This window comes from Advenella incenata (assembly GCF_004217095.1).
In the GTDB taxonomy this organism is placed as follows: Bacteria; Pseudomonadota; Gammaproteobacteria; order Burkholderiales; family Burkholderiaceae_B; genus Advenella; species Advenella incenata.
On the sequence record NZ_SHKO01000001.1, the window covers coordinates 1,495,218 to 1,514,199 of the forward strand.

Below are 18,982 nucleotides of genomic sequence, written 5' to 3' on the forward strand. Positions count from 1 at the left end.
CCACGACGATGCGTTCTGGCGGGGTTTTTTACATTCAAGCGCGGCATATGGCGGTAAAATAACGGATTATTCCCATTTCTATTCCATGATCGTACGCCCGCGCCAGTATTTCACGCGCCGGCGTACCGCATGATATTTTCCCTTGCAAAGGATTTCCGGTGACATCTGCGCTTCTTCAATCTGATATTCAGTCCCTGCCACTGCTGGCACGCGGCAAAGTCCGTGATATGTACGCCGTGGGCGACGACAAACTGTTGATTGTTGCTTCTGATCGTATTTCTGCGTTTGATGTGATTCTGGATGATCCTATTCCCGGCAAGGGCCAGGTGCTTACCGAACTCACTGAGTTCTGGCTGAAGAAACTGGGACATATCATTCCCACCCATGTGACTGGCATCGCTCCCGAAGAGGTCGTTCAGCCTTCGGAAGCAGACCAAGTCCGCGGCCGGGCCATGGTCGTCAAGCGCCTGAAGCCTGTGCTGGTGGAAGCCGTCGCCCGGGGTTATCTGATCGGGTCCGGCTGGAACGACTATCAGAAAACCGGCGCCATCTGCGGCGTTAGCCTGCCTGCTGGTCTGGTGCAGGCGCAGAAACTGGCAGCGCCTATCTTTACGCCGGCGGCCAAGGCCGAAATGGGTTCTCATGATGAGAATGTAGACTTTGCCCATGTCGTGCGCGAAGTCGGGCAAGAGGTTGCCGAGCAGATTCGTGATATCACGCTGCGTCTTTATACAGAGGCGGCCGATTATGCCGCAGAAAAAGGCATCATCATTGCCGATACCAAATTTGAATTCGGCCTGGACGACAAGGGTGTCCTGCATCTGATGGACGAAGTGCTCACGCCCGACTCTTCCCGTTTCTGGCCTGCAGACTCGTATCAGACGGGCATCAGTCCGCCATCCTTCGACAAGCAATTTGTGCGCGACTGGTTGGAAACGCAGCCCTGGGATAAGACAGCGCCCGCACCGCGGCTGCCACAGGACGTTTTGCAGAAAACGGCCGACAAATATCGTGAGGCGGCCACCCGCCTGATCGGATAAGCAGGACGTTATGAACGAAACAGTCAACTCAGGTAATCACAATACCGATTCAAGACAGGCAGATCAGGCGCAGGTCGGTGTCATCATGGGTTCGTCCAGCGATTGGGACGTCATGAAAAATGCCACGGACATGCTCGAGCAATTCGGCGTGTCTTACAAGGCCCAGGTCATTTCAGCGCATCGTATGCCACAAGATATGGCCGATTATGGCGCGACAGCCTATGATCGCGGCCTGCGGGCAATTATTGCTGGCGCCGGCGGTGCAGCGCATTTGCCTGGCATGATGGCCGCGCTGACCGAGGTGCCGGTGTTTGGCGTGCCGGTCCCGTCGCGCTATCTGCGCGGCGAAGATTCCCTGCTATCCATTGTGCAAATGCCCAAGGGAGTACCTGTTGCCACGTTTGCCATCGGTGAAGCCGGCGCAGCCAATGCAGCACTACATGTGATTGCCATGCTGGCCATGAACAATCCGGCGTTGCGCGAACAATTGCGCGCGTTCCGCGAGAAACAGACCAATACGGCAAGGGCGATGACATTGCCACCGGCTACTAAGAACTGAAAGAGAATTTTCGCAATGCACACACCAATAGCACTTTCTGACCGCATTCAGCCTGGCGAATGGCTGGGCATGCTGGGCGGCGGCCAGCTGGGTCGCATGTTCTGCCACGAAGCGCAGAAACTGGGATACAAGGTCGTTGTTCTGGATCCGTCCGGCAACAGTCCTGCTGGCATGGTGGCCGAGCGGCATATGGCCGCAGCCTACGATGATATTGTTGCACTCAGGGAGCTGGCCGCGATCACGCCCGCGGTCACGACGGAATTTGAAAACGTGCCGGCCAGCAGTCTGAAGCAGCTATCTGCGAGCTGCCGCGTGACGCCTGGCGCGGCGGCGGTCGCCGTCGTGCAGGACCGGATTGCCGAAAAGGCATTTATCAGTGCCCAGGATATTCCTGTTGCGCCTTATTGCGAGGTTCGCGAGGTGAGTGACCTGGAGCAGGCGCAGGACGCCCTGTTTCCCGGCATTCTGAAAGTAGCGCGCCTGGGTTATGACGGCAAGGGCCAGCAACGGGTCTCGACCCGCACTGAAGCCATTGAAGCTTTTCGTGACTTTGGTCAAATACCCTGCGTGCTTGAAGCCATGTTGCCGCTGGATCATGAAATTTCAGTTGTCATGGCGCGGGCGATCAGCGGAGAGACTGCGATTTTTCCGATTGGCATTAATACCCATGAAAACGGCATTCTTGCCAGTACGGTTGTCGCCTCAGGTCTGATCAACGAAGACCTGGCCAGGCAGGCCAGGGAAGCCGCCCTGCGCATTGCCGAAGGACTCAATTACCAGGGCGTGTTGTGTGTCGAATTCTTTGTGCTGTCCGACGGTCGCCTGATTGCAAACGAAATTGCCCCACGTCCGCACAACAGTGGCCACTACACGATGGACGCCTGTGTCACCAGCCAGTTTGAACAGCAGGTGCGTGTCATGACGGGCATGCCGCTGGGAGCGACAGACCTGCTCACGCCCGTGGTCATGCTCAATATCCTGGGCGACTGCTGGTTCAATGGCAATGCCAGCCATGCGCGGGAACCGCAATGGCATGACATTCTTGCCATCCCGGGTGTATCGTTGCATCTGTATGGCAAGGACGAGCCGCGCCCGGGACGCAAGGTCGGGCATATCAACGTTGTGGGCACCACCATTGAGCAGGCCAAGGAACGGGCACGGGATGTAATCCGTAAAATGGGAATTCGCACCGTTTTGTCCTGACCTGCTTTAACCGTATACCTATACCCTGTAATCTTAAGAAGCAGTCCCGGCAATCCTGGATTGCACCCGATCACCACGCGACACAGAACCTTTCCATGACCGATATGACTAGCTCGATTGACCATGCCGCGCGCGTTTTGAACGAAGGCGGCTTGGTGGCGCTGCCTACCGAGACGGTTTATGGTCTGGGCGCCGACGCCGAGAGTGCGCAGGCCGTGGCCAAAATCTACCAGGCCAAGCAGCGGCCAGCCAACCATCCACTTATTGTTCATATCGCGCCGGAGGCGGATCTGTCCTATTGGACGCGGGACGTTCCGGCAGAAGCGCAAAAGCTGATGCAGGCGTTCTGGCCGGGACCATTGACGCTGATCCTGCCGAAAAACCCGGCCATCACCGATGCGGTGACCGGCGGACAAGACAGTATCGGCCTGCGATGCCCGTCGCACCCGGTCGCGCTGGCGCTGATCCGCGCTTTTGCCCGCCTGCGCCCCTCGGGGCAGGCCGGTATTGCAGCGCCTTCTGCCAACCGGTTCGGCCATGTGTCTCCGACCAAAGCCCAGCACGTACGCGACGAATTTCCCCAGGAATGTGCTGATGGCATGCCGGTACTGGAAGGCGGCGACACCGACATCGGCATTGAATCGACGATTGTGGACGTCTCGCGCATTGCGCAGGGCATGCCGGTCGTACTGCTTCGTCCTGGTCATATTTCCGCCGCGCAACTGGCGCAGGTACTGGGCTATACCCCGGCCAGCCCGGACGCTGCGGTTCCTCGTGCATCGGGCACGCTGAAGGCCCATTACGCGCCGCAAACCCGGCTCAGCCTGTTCGACGCCACAAACCTGGAAGGCATGCTGGCCGCCCGACCCGGGCACGAGCGCTGGGCCATCTATGCGTTTGACGCGCCGCCACCGGCCTTGCCTGCACAGCTGCAGTGGCACCAGGTGTCTTCTGACCCGGTCCGCTATGCACATGACCTGTATGCACTGCTGCGCGAGGCAGACCAGCAGAATTTGGACCATTTGCTGATCCAGCGCCTGCCCGCAGACCAGCGGTGGGATGCGGTTGCCGATCGCCTGCAGCGCGCCGCCGCCGCTTTCGAATAAAGCATTCCCGGCCACGGGTTTGGTCAGGAATGCTTTATTTTCCAGTCTGTTACGCCAATTGCAGCAGTTTATTCTGGAAAACGCATGGCCGCTTTGCCAGTTGGCCTAAACCGGATTATGATGATTCTATTGGAATCTCCGGAACACAATATGTTAGAAATCAAGAATCTTCAGGAAATGGTGGATGTGCGCAGGGATATCCACGCCCACCCCGAACTGGCTTACGAAGAAAATCGGACCGCACAGGTCATTTGTCGCAAGCTCAAGGAATGGGGTATCCCTTACGAAGCGGGCATCGGCAAAACCGGCGTGGTTGCAACCATCCGGGCTGGCAGCGCCGACAAGGCCATTGCGTTGCGCGCCGATATGGACGCGCTACCCATGCAGGAAGAAAACCGTTTTGCACACCGTTCGCAGCATGATGGCAAAATGCATGGCTGCGGCCACGATGGGCATACCACCATGCTGCTTACTGCGGCGCATTACCTGAACGAGACACGCAATTTCGACGGTACGGTTCACCTGATATTTCAGCCAGCCGAAGAGGGTGCCGCGGGCGCCAAAGCCATGCTTGACGACGGGTTGCTGGAACGGTTTCCCTGCGAAGCCATTTTCGGCATGCACAATTGGCCTGGGCTGCCCGAAGGGGCATTCGGCTATCGCAGCGGGCCGCTGATGGCCTCCAGTAATGTATTCAGAATCACCGTTTCTGGAAAAGGCGGTCACGCGGCAGCGCCCGCCGATTGCGCCGATCCGGTGCCGGCGATTGCCCAGATTGCGGTGGCGCTGCAAACCATCGTATCGCGTTCGGTTCGTCCAATTGACCCGGCAGTCTTGTCCATTACGCAAATTCATACCGGGTCGGCCAATAATGTCATTCCCGACAGTGGCTGGCTTGCCGGCGCTGTGCGCTGTTTTTCCGATGACGTGATTGACGTGATGGAAAAACGCATGCGCGAATTGGCTACGCAGATTGCCAGCAGCTTTGGCTGTACCTGCGAAGTTGAATTTGACCGCAGATATCCGCCACTGGTGAACACGCCCGACGAAACCGAGTTCTGCCGCCAGGTCATGGAGTCCCTGTATGGCGAGCGCAGCGCCGAGATGGTGCGAGAGAATGTGCAGGTCATGCCCTCCGAAGATTTCTCTTTCTTCCTGCGCGAACGGCCTGGCAGTTATGTCTTTTTGGGAAATGGCGAGGGTAACCACCGCGAGCCGGACCATGGTCTGGGCCCTTGCATGCTGCACAACCCGAGCTATGATTTCAACGACAATCTGATCCCGATCGGCGCCAGCTACTGGATTCGCCTGACTGAAATGTATCTGGCGTCCAAAGCCAGCTAACAGCACACTTCTAGCGATTCCCGGTATCGATGCGACCGGGAATGACGCACTGCGGTCATGTTGACGCACGCAATTGGCAAGCGCAAAAATACCTGCGCCTGGGTAGCGAGCACCATCAGCTGGTCATTCGGCCAACATGGGGCCATCATCATGGTTCGTATTTATCATATTCCTCGAATTTCTCGCATGTGGAACCGAGTGCTGAACGCCACGGGAGCCTTGCCAAAGTAATTGCGCTTATCAACCAACCGAACGGTTGGCGGATACTTGATCCGCTCAGATGATATTGCTTTTGTCATGATTGGAGTTGGCATTCTGGTTATTTTAATGACTTGGCAATACCCATGATCAACGTTACCATGAGTTCAAATCTGGCGTGATACCAAGGAGCTTGTTCAATGCGATCGTTGTTTCGTTATATAGTACTTGCGGTTTTATTTGCGAGCGGACAATTTGCCATTGGGGCTGGCCTGCAGGTCACACCCATTGTCCTGGATATCAAGCAGACACAAAAATCCGATGGCTTGTGGCTGACCAATACTTCAAATGCTGCAATGGACGTGCAGGTTCGGGTGTTTGAATGGGTGCAAAATCATAAAACGGATGTACTTGCACCAACGACAGACTTCGTGGCCAGCCCTCCCATGGCAAAAATCCCCGGCGGTGGCAAACAATTTGTCCGTTTGGTCAAAGTGGGGCAGCCTGCAGTTCCGATAGAGCGTTCATACCGTATTGTCGTGGATGAATTGCCATTGGAGAGCGCCACGAGCAAAGGCTTGACATTCGCCCTGAGATATTCCATCCCGGTGTTTATTCACGGAGCCAATGCACCCACGTCGCCGCAACTGAGCTGGTATCTGGCAGCGGATCCCAAAGGCGGTGTACTGTTAACGGTAAACAATTCAGGAACAACCCGGGCAAAATTGAGTGATTTGACCTTCACAAGCAAAAGCGGGCAGACCCTTGCGATAAACAAAGGATTGTTTGGTTACGCGCTGGCCAATAGTGGCAGACAGTGGTCTATTTCTACAAATACCCGTTTGTTTTCGAGAGGGGGAACCTTTCAAGCAGTCATGAACGGCAAGGCAATAGAGATCTCTGTTCCTGGCATCAGGTAAATACTGCAAAACCGTGGGCGATTGAGCGAGTGCTCTGGTTATTGATTGAAAGGTAACTTTATTGTAACAGTATTGTTTAAATGCAACATTGCGCCATTTTGGTGCTTGAATCAAATTATCACATTTGCTATTGTGGCTCAATAGGTAAGGCAACGGGCTTTATCATAAATGTAGCACCAACCAATAATAGGAATAATAATGAAAACCAAGATAATGGTCATGTGTGTGGGGATGGCAGTCACGCTGGTTTCCATGAGTGCCCGAGCGGCATCGGAGGCTACGACGTTTGATGTTACTATTTCCATCACACCTTCGTGCAATATCAGCACATTGGGAAATGGCGTATCAACATTGGCCTTTGGCTCGCATGATTCTTTCCAGACGCAGGTCGCGGGTTCGACTGATTTGGTCGTCACTTGTACCAATGGCGCCGCCTATCAATTGGGCTTGAACGAAGGGCTGCATGCCAGTACGGCAGCGGATGTCAACACCCGGCGGATGATCGGTGTCAGCACTGCACCAGACAATACCGCGGATTTTGTGCCTTATCAGCTTTATCAGGATGCGAGCTATGCGACTGTCTGGGGCAACACGCTTGATACCAATACCAAAGCTGCGACGGGAACCGGCACGCAGGATACTCACACCGTATATGGCCGGGTTCCAAGCACCAACTACACTGTCGGAAATTATCAAGACACCATTACGGCTACAGTGACATTTTGATCGCCTGTTAAACCAATAGGTCTTAGGAATATGACTATGACTGCGAATGGTTGAATGGGTAAGACCGGGAAAGGTTGTTGCTCTGCTAACGATATGTTGCGCGCTTGCTGAATCGGCCAACGCACAACATATTCCGCCACCGGTCCGCCAGAAAGATGGCTACGCACCAGCTCAGGCGGGATTCAATACTGTTTATCTTGAGACTTCGCTGAACGGCAATCCTATCGGCAATCTGACCCCCTTCATAGAGAAAAACGGCAAATTGTCTGCCAGTCCTAGCGTCTTGCGCAGCATGGGTTTTCGCGTGCCTGACGATTCCTCGTCACCCATTGCGCTGGATGATATTGATCGGCTCAGTTACCGTTACAGCCAGGACGTACAGCGAATCTCTATGACAGCACCACTGGATGAACTGGATCTGGAAGCCACCGAGCTGACCAATGAAAGCTCCCCTGATATTGATGTGTCTACTGGCACAGGGCTGTTGCTCAATTATGATATTTACGCATGGCACTCAACACATCGCTATAAATCCATCAGCGCTTTTTCCGAGTTAAGGTTTTTCAGCCCGCTGGGCGTGTTAAGCAATACGGCGCTGTTCAAGAAAGAATCAGGCACTCAGCAGATTGCAGGGCAGAGCGATTCGGTACGCCTGGATACGCAATGGGAAACCTCCTGGCCTGGCAGCGCCGTGAGCCTGCGGCTGGGCGATACCCATACCGCGGCAGTACCATGGTCGCGGGCGACGCGCATTGGCGGTATTCAGCTGAGTCGCAATTTTGCCCTGAAGCCGTATTTTTCCACCGCACCCTTGCCGTCGTTTCTGGGGTCTGCAGATATTCCTTCCAATGCTGAACTCTATGTGAATGGGATTAAACAGTTTGAACAAGAGGTACCTGCAGGTCCCTTCAATATTCAGACGATGCCTTATATCAGCGGGGCAGGCAATGCCACATTGGTTTTGACCGATGCAATGGGCAAGCAGCGGGCAGTGGAACTGCCGTTTTACAACAGCACAACGTTATTGAAAAAAGGACTGGCCGACTGGTCCATCGAGGCCGGTTATGTGCGCAAATCATATGGGATAAAATCATTTGATTACGGCCATGATCCCATGTATTCAGGTTCAATTCGCTACGGGGTTACCAATGCAATCACTGCCGAAGCTCATGCAGAAAGTACAAAGAAACTGGTCAATTACGGTGCCGGCGTAAACGTGCGTCTCGGCCAATTCGGTGTGGTGACCGGTTCCTATGCAAGCAGCAGGCATAATCATGTCAAAGGCGGCATGTACAGTTGGGGATATCAGTGGCAGGGCAGTCGGTTCCATGTGAGTACTGATCTGAAAAAAGCACAGAAGACCTATCGTGATGTTGCCTCGCTGTACGGCTCAGAAGTGCCTGAAACCAACCGGATTTTGTCGGCTGGTGTCAATATGGATCAATGGGGTCAACTGGGCGTGAGCTACATTAACCTCAAGTATTTCGGACAACCTGCAGATCGCTACCTGAATGTTTATTGGAGCAAGCAGATCAATGACACAGTGAATGTGGCACTGAACTACAACAAGGATTTGAACAAATCCGGGCGCCAGACGCTGTTTCTGGGCGTCTCGTTCAGTTTTGATAAACGCTATTCGGCCTATGTGTCGGCCACCGCACTCAATGACACCAATCGCTACACGGCCAGTGTATTCCGGCGCTCTGAAGACGATGAAGGGTTGTCATGGATGGTGCAGTCGCAATACGAACGACAGTCTGCTGGGTTGTATGCAAGCGCAAATTATCGTGGCCGTTATGGCGAATATTCAGCCGGGGTCCAGAGCGACCGGGGCAACAGTGCCGCATACGCGAATACGACGGGTTCGCTGGTGCTGATGTCCGGTGGCGTGTTTGCCAGTCGGCAGATTACAGACGGGTTTGCCGTAGTCTCGACCAATGGTGTCAAGGATGTGCCAGTCCAGCTGGAGAACCGCAACTATGGCACAACCAATAATAGCGGTTTGCTGATCGTGACGCCTTTGAATTCGTATCAAAAAAATCAAATTGCCATTGACCCGTCGGTACTGCCGGCGAACATGATGATAGATAAAGTGAATACGACCGTCGCGCCGGAAAGAGGATCGGGTACGCGGGTCCTCTTTAAGATTGCACCAGCCCGCGCGGCAACGGTGATTTTGCATGATCGTAACGGTCAGCCGCTGCCATTGGGAACACGGGTTGTGCTCAATGGCGGCTCGGAAACCATTGTGGGTTATGACGGTATTGCGTATCTGGAACAATTGCAGTCGCGCAACCAAGTTGTAGCATCATTGCCCTCTGGCACCTGCCGGGTAGGCTTTGAGTTCACTAATACAGAAGACACGATACCACGGCTTGGGCCGCTGGTATGCAAGGAATAAAACATCATGCGCATGCTTAAATTGCTCAGCCTGTCATTTGTTTTCGTGTTGGCTTCGCTGTTTGTGGCCGGGAAGGCGCAGGCGGCCTGTACCGCGACAGTAACTGCGCTCAATTTTGGGCCGATCAATCCGGTGTCCCCAGGTTCTTTTGATGTCAACGCAACGGTCAGCTATAGCTGCAGCTCACTGATTTCCTTACTGAGCTATATAAAGGTGTGCATCGAAATCGGGCCAGGTCCGCAAGACGCTGATGTGACCAACCGAGTATTGACCCATTCTGCCATCTCGTCTGAAAAGTTGACATATAACGTCTATTCCAATCCCGCAAGAACAACAGTATTTGGTAATGTTTACGGATCGGGTAGCCCGCCGGTCACAATTCTTCATGGTCCGTACACCCTCGGATTGCTTGCGACTGCCAGTGGTTCGCAAACCGTTTATGGCCGGCTGGCAGCGGCCAATCCGTTTATGCAACGCAACATTGGGCAGTACACTTCGACGCTGCCCGTCACCGTGCGGATGGCGCTTGTGTCGGTAGCGGGCCAGAGCCCTTGCCTGGATTTATCACCTGCGAACATTCCGTTGTCAATTACAGCAACCTTGATCAGCGCCTGCAAGATCAGTGCCCAGCCTTTGAGTTTCGGTATTCATCCAAGTAACTTTTCCGCAAACGTCACATCAACCTCGACGATCGCTTCATCTTGCACCAAAGCCACGCCTTATCAAATTGGCTTGAATAATGGTTTGCATGCTATGGGGAATCAGCGGCGTATGAAAGCGGGAGATGGTCAGTTCATCAATTACGAGTTGTACAAAGATGCGGCCCGTGCGCAGCGCTGGGGGGCTGCGCTCAATACGGCCGAGACGCTTGCCGGCGTGGCAACAGGATTAACGCAAAATGCGACTGTATATGGCAGCGTCCCACCGCAGGCCGGGTTAAGGGCAGCCGATTACAAGGATACCATCACGGTAACCATCACGTATTAATGTGCGAATGGTAGGTTAGCTTGTAAGCTTTAAGGGTCGAGCTCCCGTCTCTTTCCTGAAACACGCGCAGGCATTCAACAGGATCGGCTGTTTCGCTCTTTCAGAGTTATGGATGAGTACGAATGAAAATGCAACCCACTATGCGGATGGCTTTGGGAGCGATCAGACAACGTGAAACGCCAACGACTTACCAAGTGTCTTAAATGCCTGGTCGATTGTATCGACCTTTGTCACCATAAACCCCGGGCCATCGGGTGTCAGCATAAATGGATATTTCATATTGCGTTCTTTTCTGTCAATTCCCCATATCTGGCCAGCGCAATTCTGCGCGCAGCGTTGTGATCCACAATAGGGCGTGGATACGTTCTATCCAGCTCAATCTGCGCGCTCGCCAGTATCTGATCGCCTGCCGTCCATGGAGCATGGATGTGCTTACCGGATAAGGCCATCAGCTCGGGCACATAACGACGTATGAATTTTCCGTCCGGATCGAATTTCTGTGATTGGGTGATTGGGTTGAATATACGGAAATAGGGCTGGGCGTCACAACCGGTAGAGGCGGCCCATTGCCAGCCGCCGTTGTTTGCGGCCAGATCAAAATCATTCAACTTCAACGCGAAGTATTGCTCACCGCGCTTCCAGTCGATACCCAGGTCCTTGGTCAGAAAGCTGGCAACAATCATGCGCAACCGGTTGTGCATATAGCCCGTTTGATTAAGCTGTCGCATGCCTGCATCGACAATCGGATAACCTGTTTCGCCCAGGCACCACGCCAGGAAGTGGCGCTCGGCTTGCGGTCCGCTTTCCCATTCAATCGCCTCATATTTGGCGTTGAAAGCGTGTTCGACCACCTGCGGATAATGATGCAGGATCATGAAATAAAAGTCTCGCCAGATCAGCTCGCTCAACCAAGTCTCAGCGCCCTGGTCGCCCGCGGACATTGCCGAAAAGGCGGCCTTGACCAACGTGCGAATAGATACGGTGCCGAACCGCAGGTGCACAGATAAATAGCTTGGGCCTCGCAGAGCCGGATAATCACGTTTGGCATCATAGGCCTTCATGCGGGGCAGAAAATCCTGCAGTGCATCCTGGGCGCCGCTGCTGCCGGCCGGCATCGGCACCGGCTGCGCTGGCGGTTTGAAGCCGATCTCTTCCAGGCACGGGCGTTGCGCCAGTGCTTGCGGGGCAGGCGCCAATGCGCCCACCAATGATTCGACGGGCACAGCAGCGTAGTGTTCGCTGTGCAAGGTTTTTAGCCAGGCGTTTTTGTAAGCGGTAAATACCTTGTACGGGCGACCTTGTCCGTTGAGTATTTCGTCGGTTTCAAAAATGACCTGATCCTTGAACAGGAGAAGCGCACGGTTCTCCGACTGCAGCATTGTGCCAACCTGCTGGTCGCGCTCTTTTGCCTGTGGCTCGTAATCACTGCCGACAAACACTGCCTCTACGTTCAACTGCCGTGCGATGGCCGGGATGATTTGCTGTGGTGTACCGTGACACACGATCAGCCCCGAACCTGCTTGCTGCAATTGGCGCTGCAGATCGTCCAGGCATGCATCAATGAATGCCACGCGGCGATCGTCAGGGGGGAGGGTAGAAAGAATATGGGTGTCGAAGATAAACAGGCAGAACACCGTGTCACATTGACGCAGCGCTTGAAACAGGGGGCGGTTGTCAGTCATGCGCAGGTCACGACGGAACCACATCAAACCATGGCTATATTGTTTCATGGGTCAGGTTTTTGGATAAACAATCGTGGAAACACGAGCTTAACTGAATTTCCTGAAAAATACATTGAACCGCTCTTGTGCTGGTGTTCTTATCCAGCAGTCCTTTGCGCGGCGGGCACTTGGCCGATTCTGCCCGGTCTTCATTGTTTCCAATGATCAATCACGAGGCCAGAGGCCGTACCGGAGGTGATGCCGCCCGATGCAGGCGCCTGGCCGCAAGCGGGCGCGCATGCATCGATAGTTCGGGCATTACATGTTGTGTTTGATTTGACCACAATTGAGATCTCAACCGGGCTCAACAAAGCAGTAGGGCAGGCTGAATATCAGTTGGGGCGTTATTTGCTGTCGGACAGAACCAATTTTTCCAGGTAATCCAGATCCTCACGTACCAGACGCAGCGATTCCCTTACATCCGGCACTTCGGGTCGCCTTGCTGCATCACGCAACAGCGAATTGACAGCCATGTCAGCCATGATCCCGGCGACATTGGCGCGATCCAGTCTGCCCTCGGGCTTATACCACCAAGCCGACCAGTTGCACATGCCAATCAGACTGAAAGCGGCTACATGTGCGTCAACCATGCGAAACACGCCTTCCCGGATCCCTCTTTCTATGACATGGCTGAAGTTCTCAAGCACATTACGGCGTGCATTTTGCACTGATATGCGTTGTTTCGGTGACAAGTCGGCCTCGGTACGATCTGCAACGCGAAACTCTGCAGGGCGGGACAGTATCAGGTCGGCGTGCTGGGTGACCAGCGCGCGCAACGCCGTCACCGGGTCAAGATCGTCGCGGGCAACCGTGTCGCCGGCCAGTTTGCGCGCCGCACTGAGCACTTCCTCTGTCAGCGATTGCTGAATCTGTTCCTTGTTCTTGAAATAGTAATACACCGCCGTACGGCTCAATCCCAGCGCTTCGGCAATGTCCTGGATGCTGGTGCCGCCGGTGCCTCGTTCAATGAAAAGCGTTGCCGCCACATCCAGGATGGCACTGCGTAGCGCTTCTCCTTTGAGCGTAGCCTTTGTAGAAATGTCGTTCATGTGGTACTCCCTGTCGCAACGCAGCCATTAAACCCTAGTTGGCTGCCGGTTGTATAGCCCATTATTTTCCTTGATTTGACGGATTCGTCAAATATTAAAATTTAATTGACATTAAAGTCAAATAATTATCTAATATGTCAAATAACACATCGATGATATTTGGAAAGGAGAACGATTGTGGCAACAAACCCATCTGCAAATCCGGTTACCGCGGGGTTTCTGAACACGGACTGGAATCCACGCGATTTGCCCGCAGGCGCCTCGACACGCAACGTGGTCCTGCGCTGCGCCGATGGCGCCGCCACCTCTGGCTCTCTGTATCAGCCAGCCGGCAAGCGCTGCAGGACGGTAGTATGCATCATGCATCCACGTGAGTTCATGGCATGCCACTACCTTATTCCAGATATTGTTGCGGCAGGCTGTGCCGCCTGGTCTCAGGGTGCACGATCAGTGGGCAATGACCTGCGCCTGGAGCATGAATTTGCATTGCATGATGTCACCGCAGGCCTGACCTTTCTGCGTGAACAGGGATTCGACAATATTGTTCTGCTGGGCAATTCGGGCGGCGCGGGGCTGTATTCGCTTTACGCTGAACAATCGGCACTGCCTGGAGCACAACGGATTGCGCGCAGCCCGGCAGGAAAGCGCACCGGCTTGGGCGAGCTGGACATGCCTTGCGTTCAGGGCATGGTTTTGGTCGGCCCGCATCCTGGTCAGGGTGCATTGTTAATGAATTGTATTGACCCGTCTGTCGCACAGGAGGGTGATGCCTTGTCTGTCGTGCCGCACCTGGACCCGCTGGATCCGGCAAACGGCTACAAGCCGAATGGGCAGGCGCGTTACTCGGCGCAATTTATCGAACGCTACCGCGCCGGCCAGCACGCCAGGGTGGCTCGCCTGGATGCGATCGCGCATCAAATGATCGACACGCGGCTAAAGGCGCGAGAACGGGTGAAAACGCAGGCTGACAGTTCTGCAGATGGCAAACGGCTGGCCGCTCATACACCGGTGTTGATCGTCTGGCGCACAGATGCAGACTTGCGTTGCCTGGATCTTAGCCTGGATCCTTCTGACCGGCACCCCGGCTCCTTATGGGGAAAAAATCCTTATTCCTCCAACTATGGTGCTGTGGGGTTCGCCCGTTTTTGTACGCCCGAGAGCTGGCTGTCAACCTGGTCTGCGCTTTCATCCAATGCCAGCCTGTCGCGTACCGCCCCGGCGATCGACATACCATCACTGGTGATCGAATACACGGGTGATCAGGCCTGCTTTCCGGGTGATGTACAGACGATTTACGACGCACTGGCGGCGAACGATAAGCAGCATCTTCGCATTCGCGGCGACCACCATGGCCGCGCCCTGACCGACGATGAGGAGCCGGGCCGCTATCAGGCCGGTCGCGATCTGGCTCGCTGGTTGCAGGCGCGTTTTCTTTGATTAATGCCTAATGGAGATTTGACATGACTGTTTTTCACGATACGCCTGGTGCACTGCGGCTGCATGGCGTTGACCATACTGCGAGACCGACCTGGCGCTTGCGCGAGACGGTCGCGTTTTATCGCGATGTGCTTGGCTTGCGTCTGGCCCATGTTATTTCTGCTCGCGGGTGGGGGCCAGCGAGCCACCCGGATTTTCTGCATTTCTTTTTCGATAGCGGCAATGGCAGCACGATCGCGTTTTTCTACTATCTGGGCTCTCAGGAACCTGAAACCATGCGGGGGCGCAGCAGTATGCGACCATTGCCTGAAGATCATGTCGCAGACGCGACGCATACTGCCTGGCTGGTGCGCAGTGAAGACGAGCTCAAAGCCTGGAAACAAAGGCTTGAGGATGCGAATCTGGACGTCTCGGTCGAGACGCGTCATGAGGTGATTGAGTCGATCTATGTTCGCGATCCCAATGGCTATTTCATTGAATTTACCCGTAAATTGAGACCGTTGGGTCGGGTGGACGAAGTTGACGCCGATCTGACGATACAGGCAGCGATACAGGCCGAAGACAGCGCGCTTTCCAAAGGCGAGCGCATCCGTCATATTGACGAAGTATGGGCCCGCAAGGCGACATTGCTTGAGCAGCAAGGCGCAATGGCTCAAATGCCGACTGCGGGCGTTCGCATCTTTGTGCCCTGCGTCGAGGAGTTTGCGCCGCTGGTGCGTGATGCAGAACAACGCGATGACTGTCAGGTTATCAAGAGTGAATATTTCGATTGTATTTGTGCGGACGAGCCGCTGGAGTTTCGCCGCAAGGTGCTCGGCTTGAAACCCGCTGTGTGGTATGGCCTGTTCACAGGCGGTGTCAGCGGCGTCATTGAAGTGCTGGACCGGGACCGGGTCCGAATCGTGCCCGCGGCAGGCTGATTTATTGGCAGGAGACAACAGACATGCAAAATATTCGTTACCCCATAGAGGGTGTTATTTATCATGAAAAGGAGCGCGCACGCACCTGGTATGACAATGGTGCGTGGCAGCAGCAGACGGTTGGCCACTTGCTGCAAGCCACGGCGCGTCGGTGTCCAGAACGACAAGCGATCATCACCGAGGAGGGCAGCGTCACGTTTGCGCAATTGGATGAGCAAACCGAGCGGCTGGCTGCGGCGCTGCTGAACCTGGGCCTGGACCCTGGCGATCGTGCTATCTTTCAGATGGGCACCACGCTTGAGACCGTCATTGCGTTGCTGGCCTGTTATAAAGCGGGCATCGTACCAGTGTGTTCATTGCCGCAGCACCGGGAACTGGAAATTGGTCAATTGGTCCGTCAGTCTGGCGCACGCGGATACTTTGTGCAGGCTGACTTTAGCGCCTTTGATCTGGTTGCTTTCGCGCAGCAGATGATGTCCGAGCATGCCGGATTGACACAACTGGTTGTGGCGCGCGGGACTTCATCGGCCGGCAACGATATGCGCGCGCTGATCGAGGCCATGCCGCACGCGCGAGCGCAGGCAATTGTCGCCGAGCACGCACCAGCCTGCGAGGATGTACTGGCGTTCCAGTTGTCTGGTGGCACGACCGGCATTCCAAAAATCATTCCGCGTTTTCATGCTGAGTACATAGCGCACTCACTTGCCTGTGCGAAGAACTATCAACTTGGCCAAGATGATCGTTTCATTTGGGCTTTGCCGTTATTGCACAATGCCGCGCAGGTGTATGTCCTGATGCCGGTCATCGCGATGGGCGTGTCAGCAGTGCTCATGCCCCGGGTCGATGTGCCGCTTATGTTGACGCTGATTGAGCGGTATCGGGTGACGCGGGCAATTTCAATTGGGCCGATCGCCCCACAATTGATGGCTTATTCCGATCTGGCGCGGCATGACTTGTCGTCGCTACGTCTATTTATCACAATGAGCGCAGCCGAGCGACTGGAAGAACATTTGCGCATTCCATGCTCCAACTTGTTCGGTATTACCGAGGGCTTGCTGCTTGGATCACCAGCCGGTGCAGCGCCTTACCTGCGCCACAAAACGCAGGGCCGCTCGGGCTGCGCCGATGACGAAATCCGCTTGCTGGTGCCCGGGACAGAAGTGGGCGTTGAAACGGGACAGATGGGCGAATTGTGTTTTCGCGGTCCTGCTACCGTTCCCGGCTTCTTCGACGCACCGGCAGCCAATGCCCAGGCGTACACGTCTGATGGCTTTTACCGAACAGGCGACATGATGATAGAGCGGATTGTTGATGGCCGGTCCTATTACAGCTTTGAAGGAAGGTTGCGCGACAACATCAATCGCGGCGGCGAAAAGATCGGATGTGAAGAGGTTGAATCACTGGTCAGTGCACATCAGGCCATTTCCGAAGCACGTCTTGTCGCCATGCCAGACCCCATTTACGGAGAAAAGGGCTGCGTCTTCATCACATTGCGGCCTGGTCACGCCGCGCCTTCTGTCCAGGAATTGATGATGTTTCTCGTTGAAAAGGGCTTGGCCAAATATAAGTGTCCCGAACGCGTCGAGGTGATTGAGGCCTTTCCGGTTACCAAAGTGGGCAAGCTGGACAAAATGATGTTGCGCAGAATGATTGCAGAATTAATCAATCACGAGGCCCGGCAGGGCACGGGGGAACGTAATGATAAGTACTGAGTACGTTGTGAACGAAGCGCCGTTTGTGATTCGTCGACGGGTCAAGTGGGGCGATTGCGATCCTGCAGGGGTGGTCTACACCGTCACATTCAGCGAGTATGTCATCTCGGCTGCTGAGCTTTTTTACGGCCACCTGCTGGGTGGCACACCGCAGCGCGTGAAGGACGAGCATGGCTTTGGCACGCCAACGCGTGCTTTGGCCTTTGATTTTCGCGCCTCACTCTGGCCTGATGAAGAGTTTGACATGGCTGTCTATGTTGAAAATATCGGCCAGCGAACTTATACCTTGCACATCGCCGGTAGTGTGCGTGGTCAGGCAGCGTTCGATGCACGATTGACGCCCATTTGTGTGGCTCGCGGCGAGCGCCGGGCCATTGCCTTGCCCGACATACTGCGCGATGCGCTGCTCGGCTATCAGCATGACTGCGAACAGCAGGCGCCATATGGGAGTACGAACCAATGAAGATTGCAGTTATTGGCGCCGGCCCCGCCGGCCTGTATTTTTCTCTCCTGGCAAAGAAACAGGATCCTGCCCATGATATACGGGTTTATGAGCAAAATCCGCGAGGCGCCACCTACGGTTGGGGCGTGGTATTTTCCGACGTGGGACTGGCTTTCCTGCGTGAGGCCGATCCTGCATTTTTCGACACATTCGTGGCGCATCACGAGCGCTGCGACTATATGCAGATTATTCACCAGGGTACGAGTGTCCAGGTGCACGGCAATCATTTCTCACGCACCGCGAGACTGGATATGCTGGATGTCCTGGAGCAGGCATGCCTGCGGGCCGGCGTGCAAATCGAGCACGATTGTCGCATTGACGATATTGAACAGCTGGCTGCCGAGGTTGATATGGTGGTGGCGGCAGATGGCAGCAATAGCGCAGTTCGCAAGCAATACACCGATCAATTCCGCCCGAGTTTTGAGCGCCGCCGCAATAAATTTGCCTGGTATGGAACGCATCAGCGCTTTCATCCTGTCTCGCTGATCTTTCGTGAAACGGACCATGGCATTTTTATTGCGCACAGTTATCAATACAGTGCGACGTTAAGTACGTTTCTGGTCGAGGTAGACCCGGATACCTGGCACCGCGCTGGCCTGGATGTTGCCAGCGAAGAGCAGAGTCGTCGCTATTGTGCCGAGGTTTTTCGCGCCGATCTGGGCGCGAACGAACTGCTGACCAATCGCTCTCTGTGGTTTGAAGCAAATATCGTTCGTAATGAAAACTGGTCATACCGTAACATCGTCTTGCTGGGCGATGCCTTGCGGACGGTTCATTTTTCGCTTGGTTCAGGTACCCGCATGGCCATGCAGGATGCCATCGCACTCAATGAGGGACTGCGGCAATATCCGGGCGATGCCCAGGCTGCATTTGGCGTATTCGAATCCCGGCGCAGGCAGGCCTCATCCAATTTCCAGCATGCAGCAGCACGCAGCCTGGACTGGTACGAGAACGTCGCGGACAAGATGCAGCTGGATCCGGTGTCCTTTGCCTATGACTACATGAGACGCACCGGGCAGGTCAGCCATGATGATTTGCGCCAACGGGATCCGGGTTTTACTGCCGCCTATGAGCTAAGGCATCCCACCGAGTTTCCACAGAATGCATATGACGTAAACAATTAAATAACAGACCCGATAACCATCCATTCAATTGGA

General features: G+C 54.8%; 16 protein-coding genes. 14 read left to right on the forward strand and 2 right to left on the reverse strand.

Features of this window, described 5'->3' with window-relative positions; translation table 11 throughout:
* Window positions 1–158: 158 nt before the first annotated feature.
* The 9 genes from EV681_RS06805 (at window position 159) to EV681_RS06845 (ending at window position 10,484) form a co-directional block, all read left to right on the forward strand.
* The gene (locus tag EV681_RS06805; RefSeq protein WP_130303583.1) at window positions 159–1,040 is read left to right on the forward strand and encodes a phosphoribosylaminoimidazolesuccinocarboxamide synthase; all 882 of its coding nucleotides are present in this window, start codon (window positions 159–161) and stop codon (window positions 1,038–1,040) included.
* Window positions 1,041–1,050: 10 nt separating this feature from the next.
* Window positions 1,051–1,599 carry a 5-(carboxyamino)imidazole ribonucleotide mutase gene (gene purE, locus EV681_RS06810; protein ID WP_278044077.1) on the forward strand — a complete coding sequence of 183 codons (549 nt, stop codon included), beginning with the start codon at window positions 1,051–1,053 and terminating at the stop codon, window positions 1,597–1,599.
* Window positions 1,600–1,614: 15 nt separating this feature from the next.
* Window positions 1,615–2,802, forward strand: coding sequence for a 5-(carboxyamino)imidazole ribonucleotide synthase (locus EV681_RS06815; RefSeq protein WP_130303584.1), 1,188 nt, complete (start codon window positions 1,615–1,617; stop codon window positions 2,800–2,802).
* Between the two features lie 95 nt (window positions 2,803–2,897).
* The gene (locus EV681_RS06820) at window positions 2,898–3,908 is read left to right on the forward strand and encodes an L-threonylcarbamoyladenylate synthase (protein ID WP_128395309.1); all 1,011 of its coding nucleotides are present in this window, start codon (window positions 2,898–2,900) and stop codon (window positions 3,906–3,908) included.
* A gap of 150 nt (window positions 3,909–4,058) precedes the next feature.
* Window positions 4,059–5,252, forward strand: coding sequence for a M20 aminoacylase family protein (locus EV681_RS06825; protein WP_130303585.1), 1,194 nt, complete (start codon window positions 4,059–4,061; stop codon window positions 5,250–5,252).
* A 398-nt stretch (window positions 5,253–5,650) separates the two neighbouring features.
* A complete protein-coding gene (locus tag EV681_RS06830; protein WP_128395311.1) occupies window positions 5,651–6,370 on the forward strand; it encodes a fimbrial biogenesis chaperone in 720 nt (239 codons plus the stop codon).
* A gap of 198 nt (window positions 6,371–6,568) precedes the next feature.
* Complete coding sequence (locus EV681_RS06835; protein ID WP_128395312.1) at window positions 6,569–7,096, forward strand: Csu type fimbrial protein; 528 nt, start codon at window positions 6,569–6,571, stop codon at window positions 7,094–7,096.
* Window positions 7,097–7,142: 46 nt separating this feature from the next.
* Complete coding sequence (locus tag EV681_RS06840) at window positions 7,143–9,497, forward strand: fimbria/pilus outer membrane usher protein (protein ID WP_128395313.1); 2,355 nt, start codon at window positions 7,143–7,145, stop codon at window positions 9,495–9,497.
* Window positions 9,498–9,503: 6 nt separating this feature from the next.
* Complete coding sequence (locus EV681_RS06845) at window positions 9,504–10,484, forward strand: Csu type fimbrial protein (RefSeq protein WP_130303586.1); 981 nt, start codon at window positions 9,504–9,506, stop codon at window positions 10,482–10,484.
* Between the two features lie 275 nt (window positions 10,485–10,759).
* Here EV681_RS06845 and EV681_RS06850 read toward each other — a convergent pair whose 3' ends face one another.
* Together EV681_RS06850 and EV681_RS06855 are read right to left on the reverse strand one after the other, a co-directional pair.
* Window positions 10,760–12,214: a cryptochrome/photolyase family protein gene (locus EV681_RS06850; protein WP_165392965.1), complete on the reverse strand. Its 1,455-nt coding sequence runs from the start codon at window positions 12,212–12,214 to the stop codon at window positions 10,760–10,762.
* A gap of 335 nt (window positions 12,215–12,549) precedes the next feature.
* Window positions 12,550–13,254 carry a TetR/AcrR family transcriptional regulator gene (locus tag EV681_RS06855; RefSeq protein ID WP_128395315.1) on the reverse strand — a complete coding sequence of 235 codons (705 nt, stop codon included), beginning with the start codon at window positions 13,252–13,254 and terminating at the stop codon, window positions 12,550–12,552.
* A 174-nt stretch (window positions 13,255–13,428) separates the two neighbouring features.
* Between EV681_RS06855 and EV681_RS06860 the strand changes: the two genes are divergently transcribed.
* Genes EV681_RS06860 through EV681_RS06880 form a run of 5 tightly spaced genes read left to right on the forward strand, consistent with a single transcriptional unit; the run spans window position 13,429 to window position 18,949 of the window.
* Window positions 13,429–14,691: an alpha/beta fold hydrolase gene (locus EV681_RS06860; protein WP_130304041.1), complete on the forward strand. Its 1,263-nt coding sequence runs from the start codon at window positions 13,429–13,431 to the stop codon at window positions 14,689–14,691.
* Between the two features lie 23 nt (window positions 14,692–14,714).
* A complete protein-coding gene (locus tag EV681_RS06865) occupies window positions 14,715–15,611 on the forward strand; it encodes a VOC family protein (RefSeq protein WP_128395316.1) in 897 nt (298 codons plus the stop codon).
* 23 nt (window positions 15,612–15,634) lie between these two features.
* A complete protein-coding gene (locus EV681_RS06870; RefSeq protein WP_130303587.1) occupies window positions 15,635–17,323 on the forward strand; it encodes an AMP-binding protein in 1,689 nt (562 codons plus the stop codon).
* Window positions 17,310–17,786, forward strand: coding sequence for an acyl-CoA thioesterase (locus EV681_RS06875; RefSeq protein WP_128395318.1), 477 nt, complete (start codon window positions 17,310–17,312; stop codon window positions 17,784–17,786). The genes EV681_RS06870 and EV681_RS06875 overlap by 14 nt, the downstream gene beginning before the upstream one ends.
* Window positions 17,783–18,949: an FAD-dependent monooxygenase gene (locus tag EV681_RS06880; protein WP_128395319.1), complete on the forward strand. Its 1,167-nt coding sequence runs from the start codon at window positions 17,783–17,785 to the stop codon at window positions 18,947–18,949. The genes EV681_RS06875 and EV681_RS06880 overlap by 4 nt, the downstream gene beginning before the upstream one ends.
* Window positions 18,950–18,982: the final 33 nt, after the last annotated feature.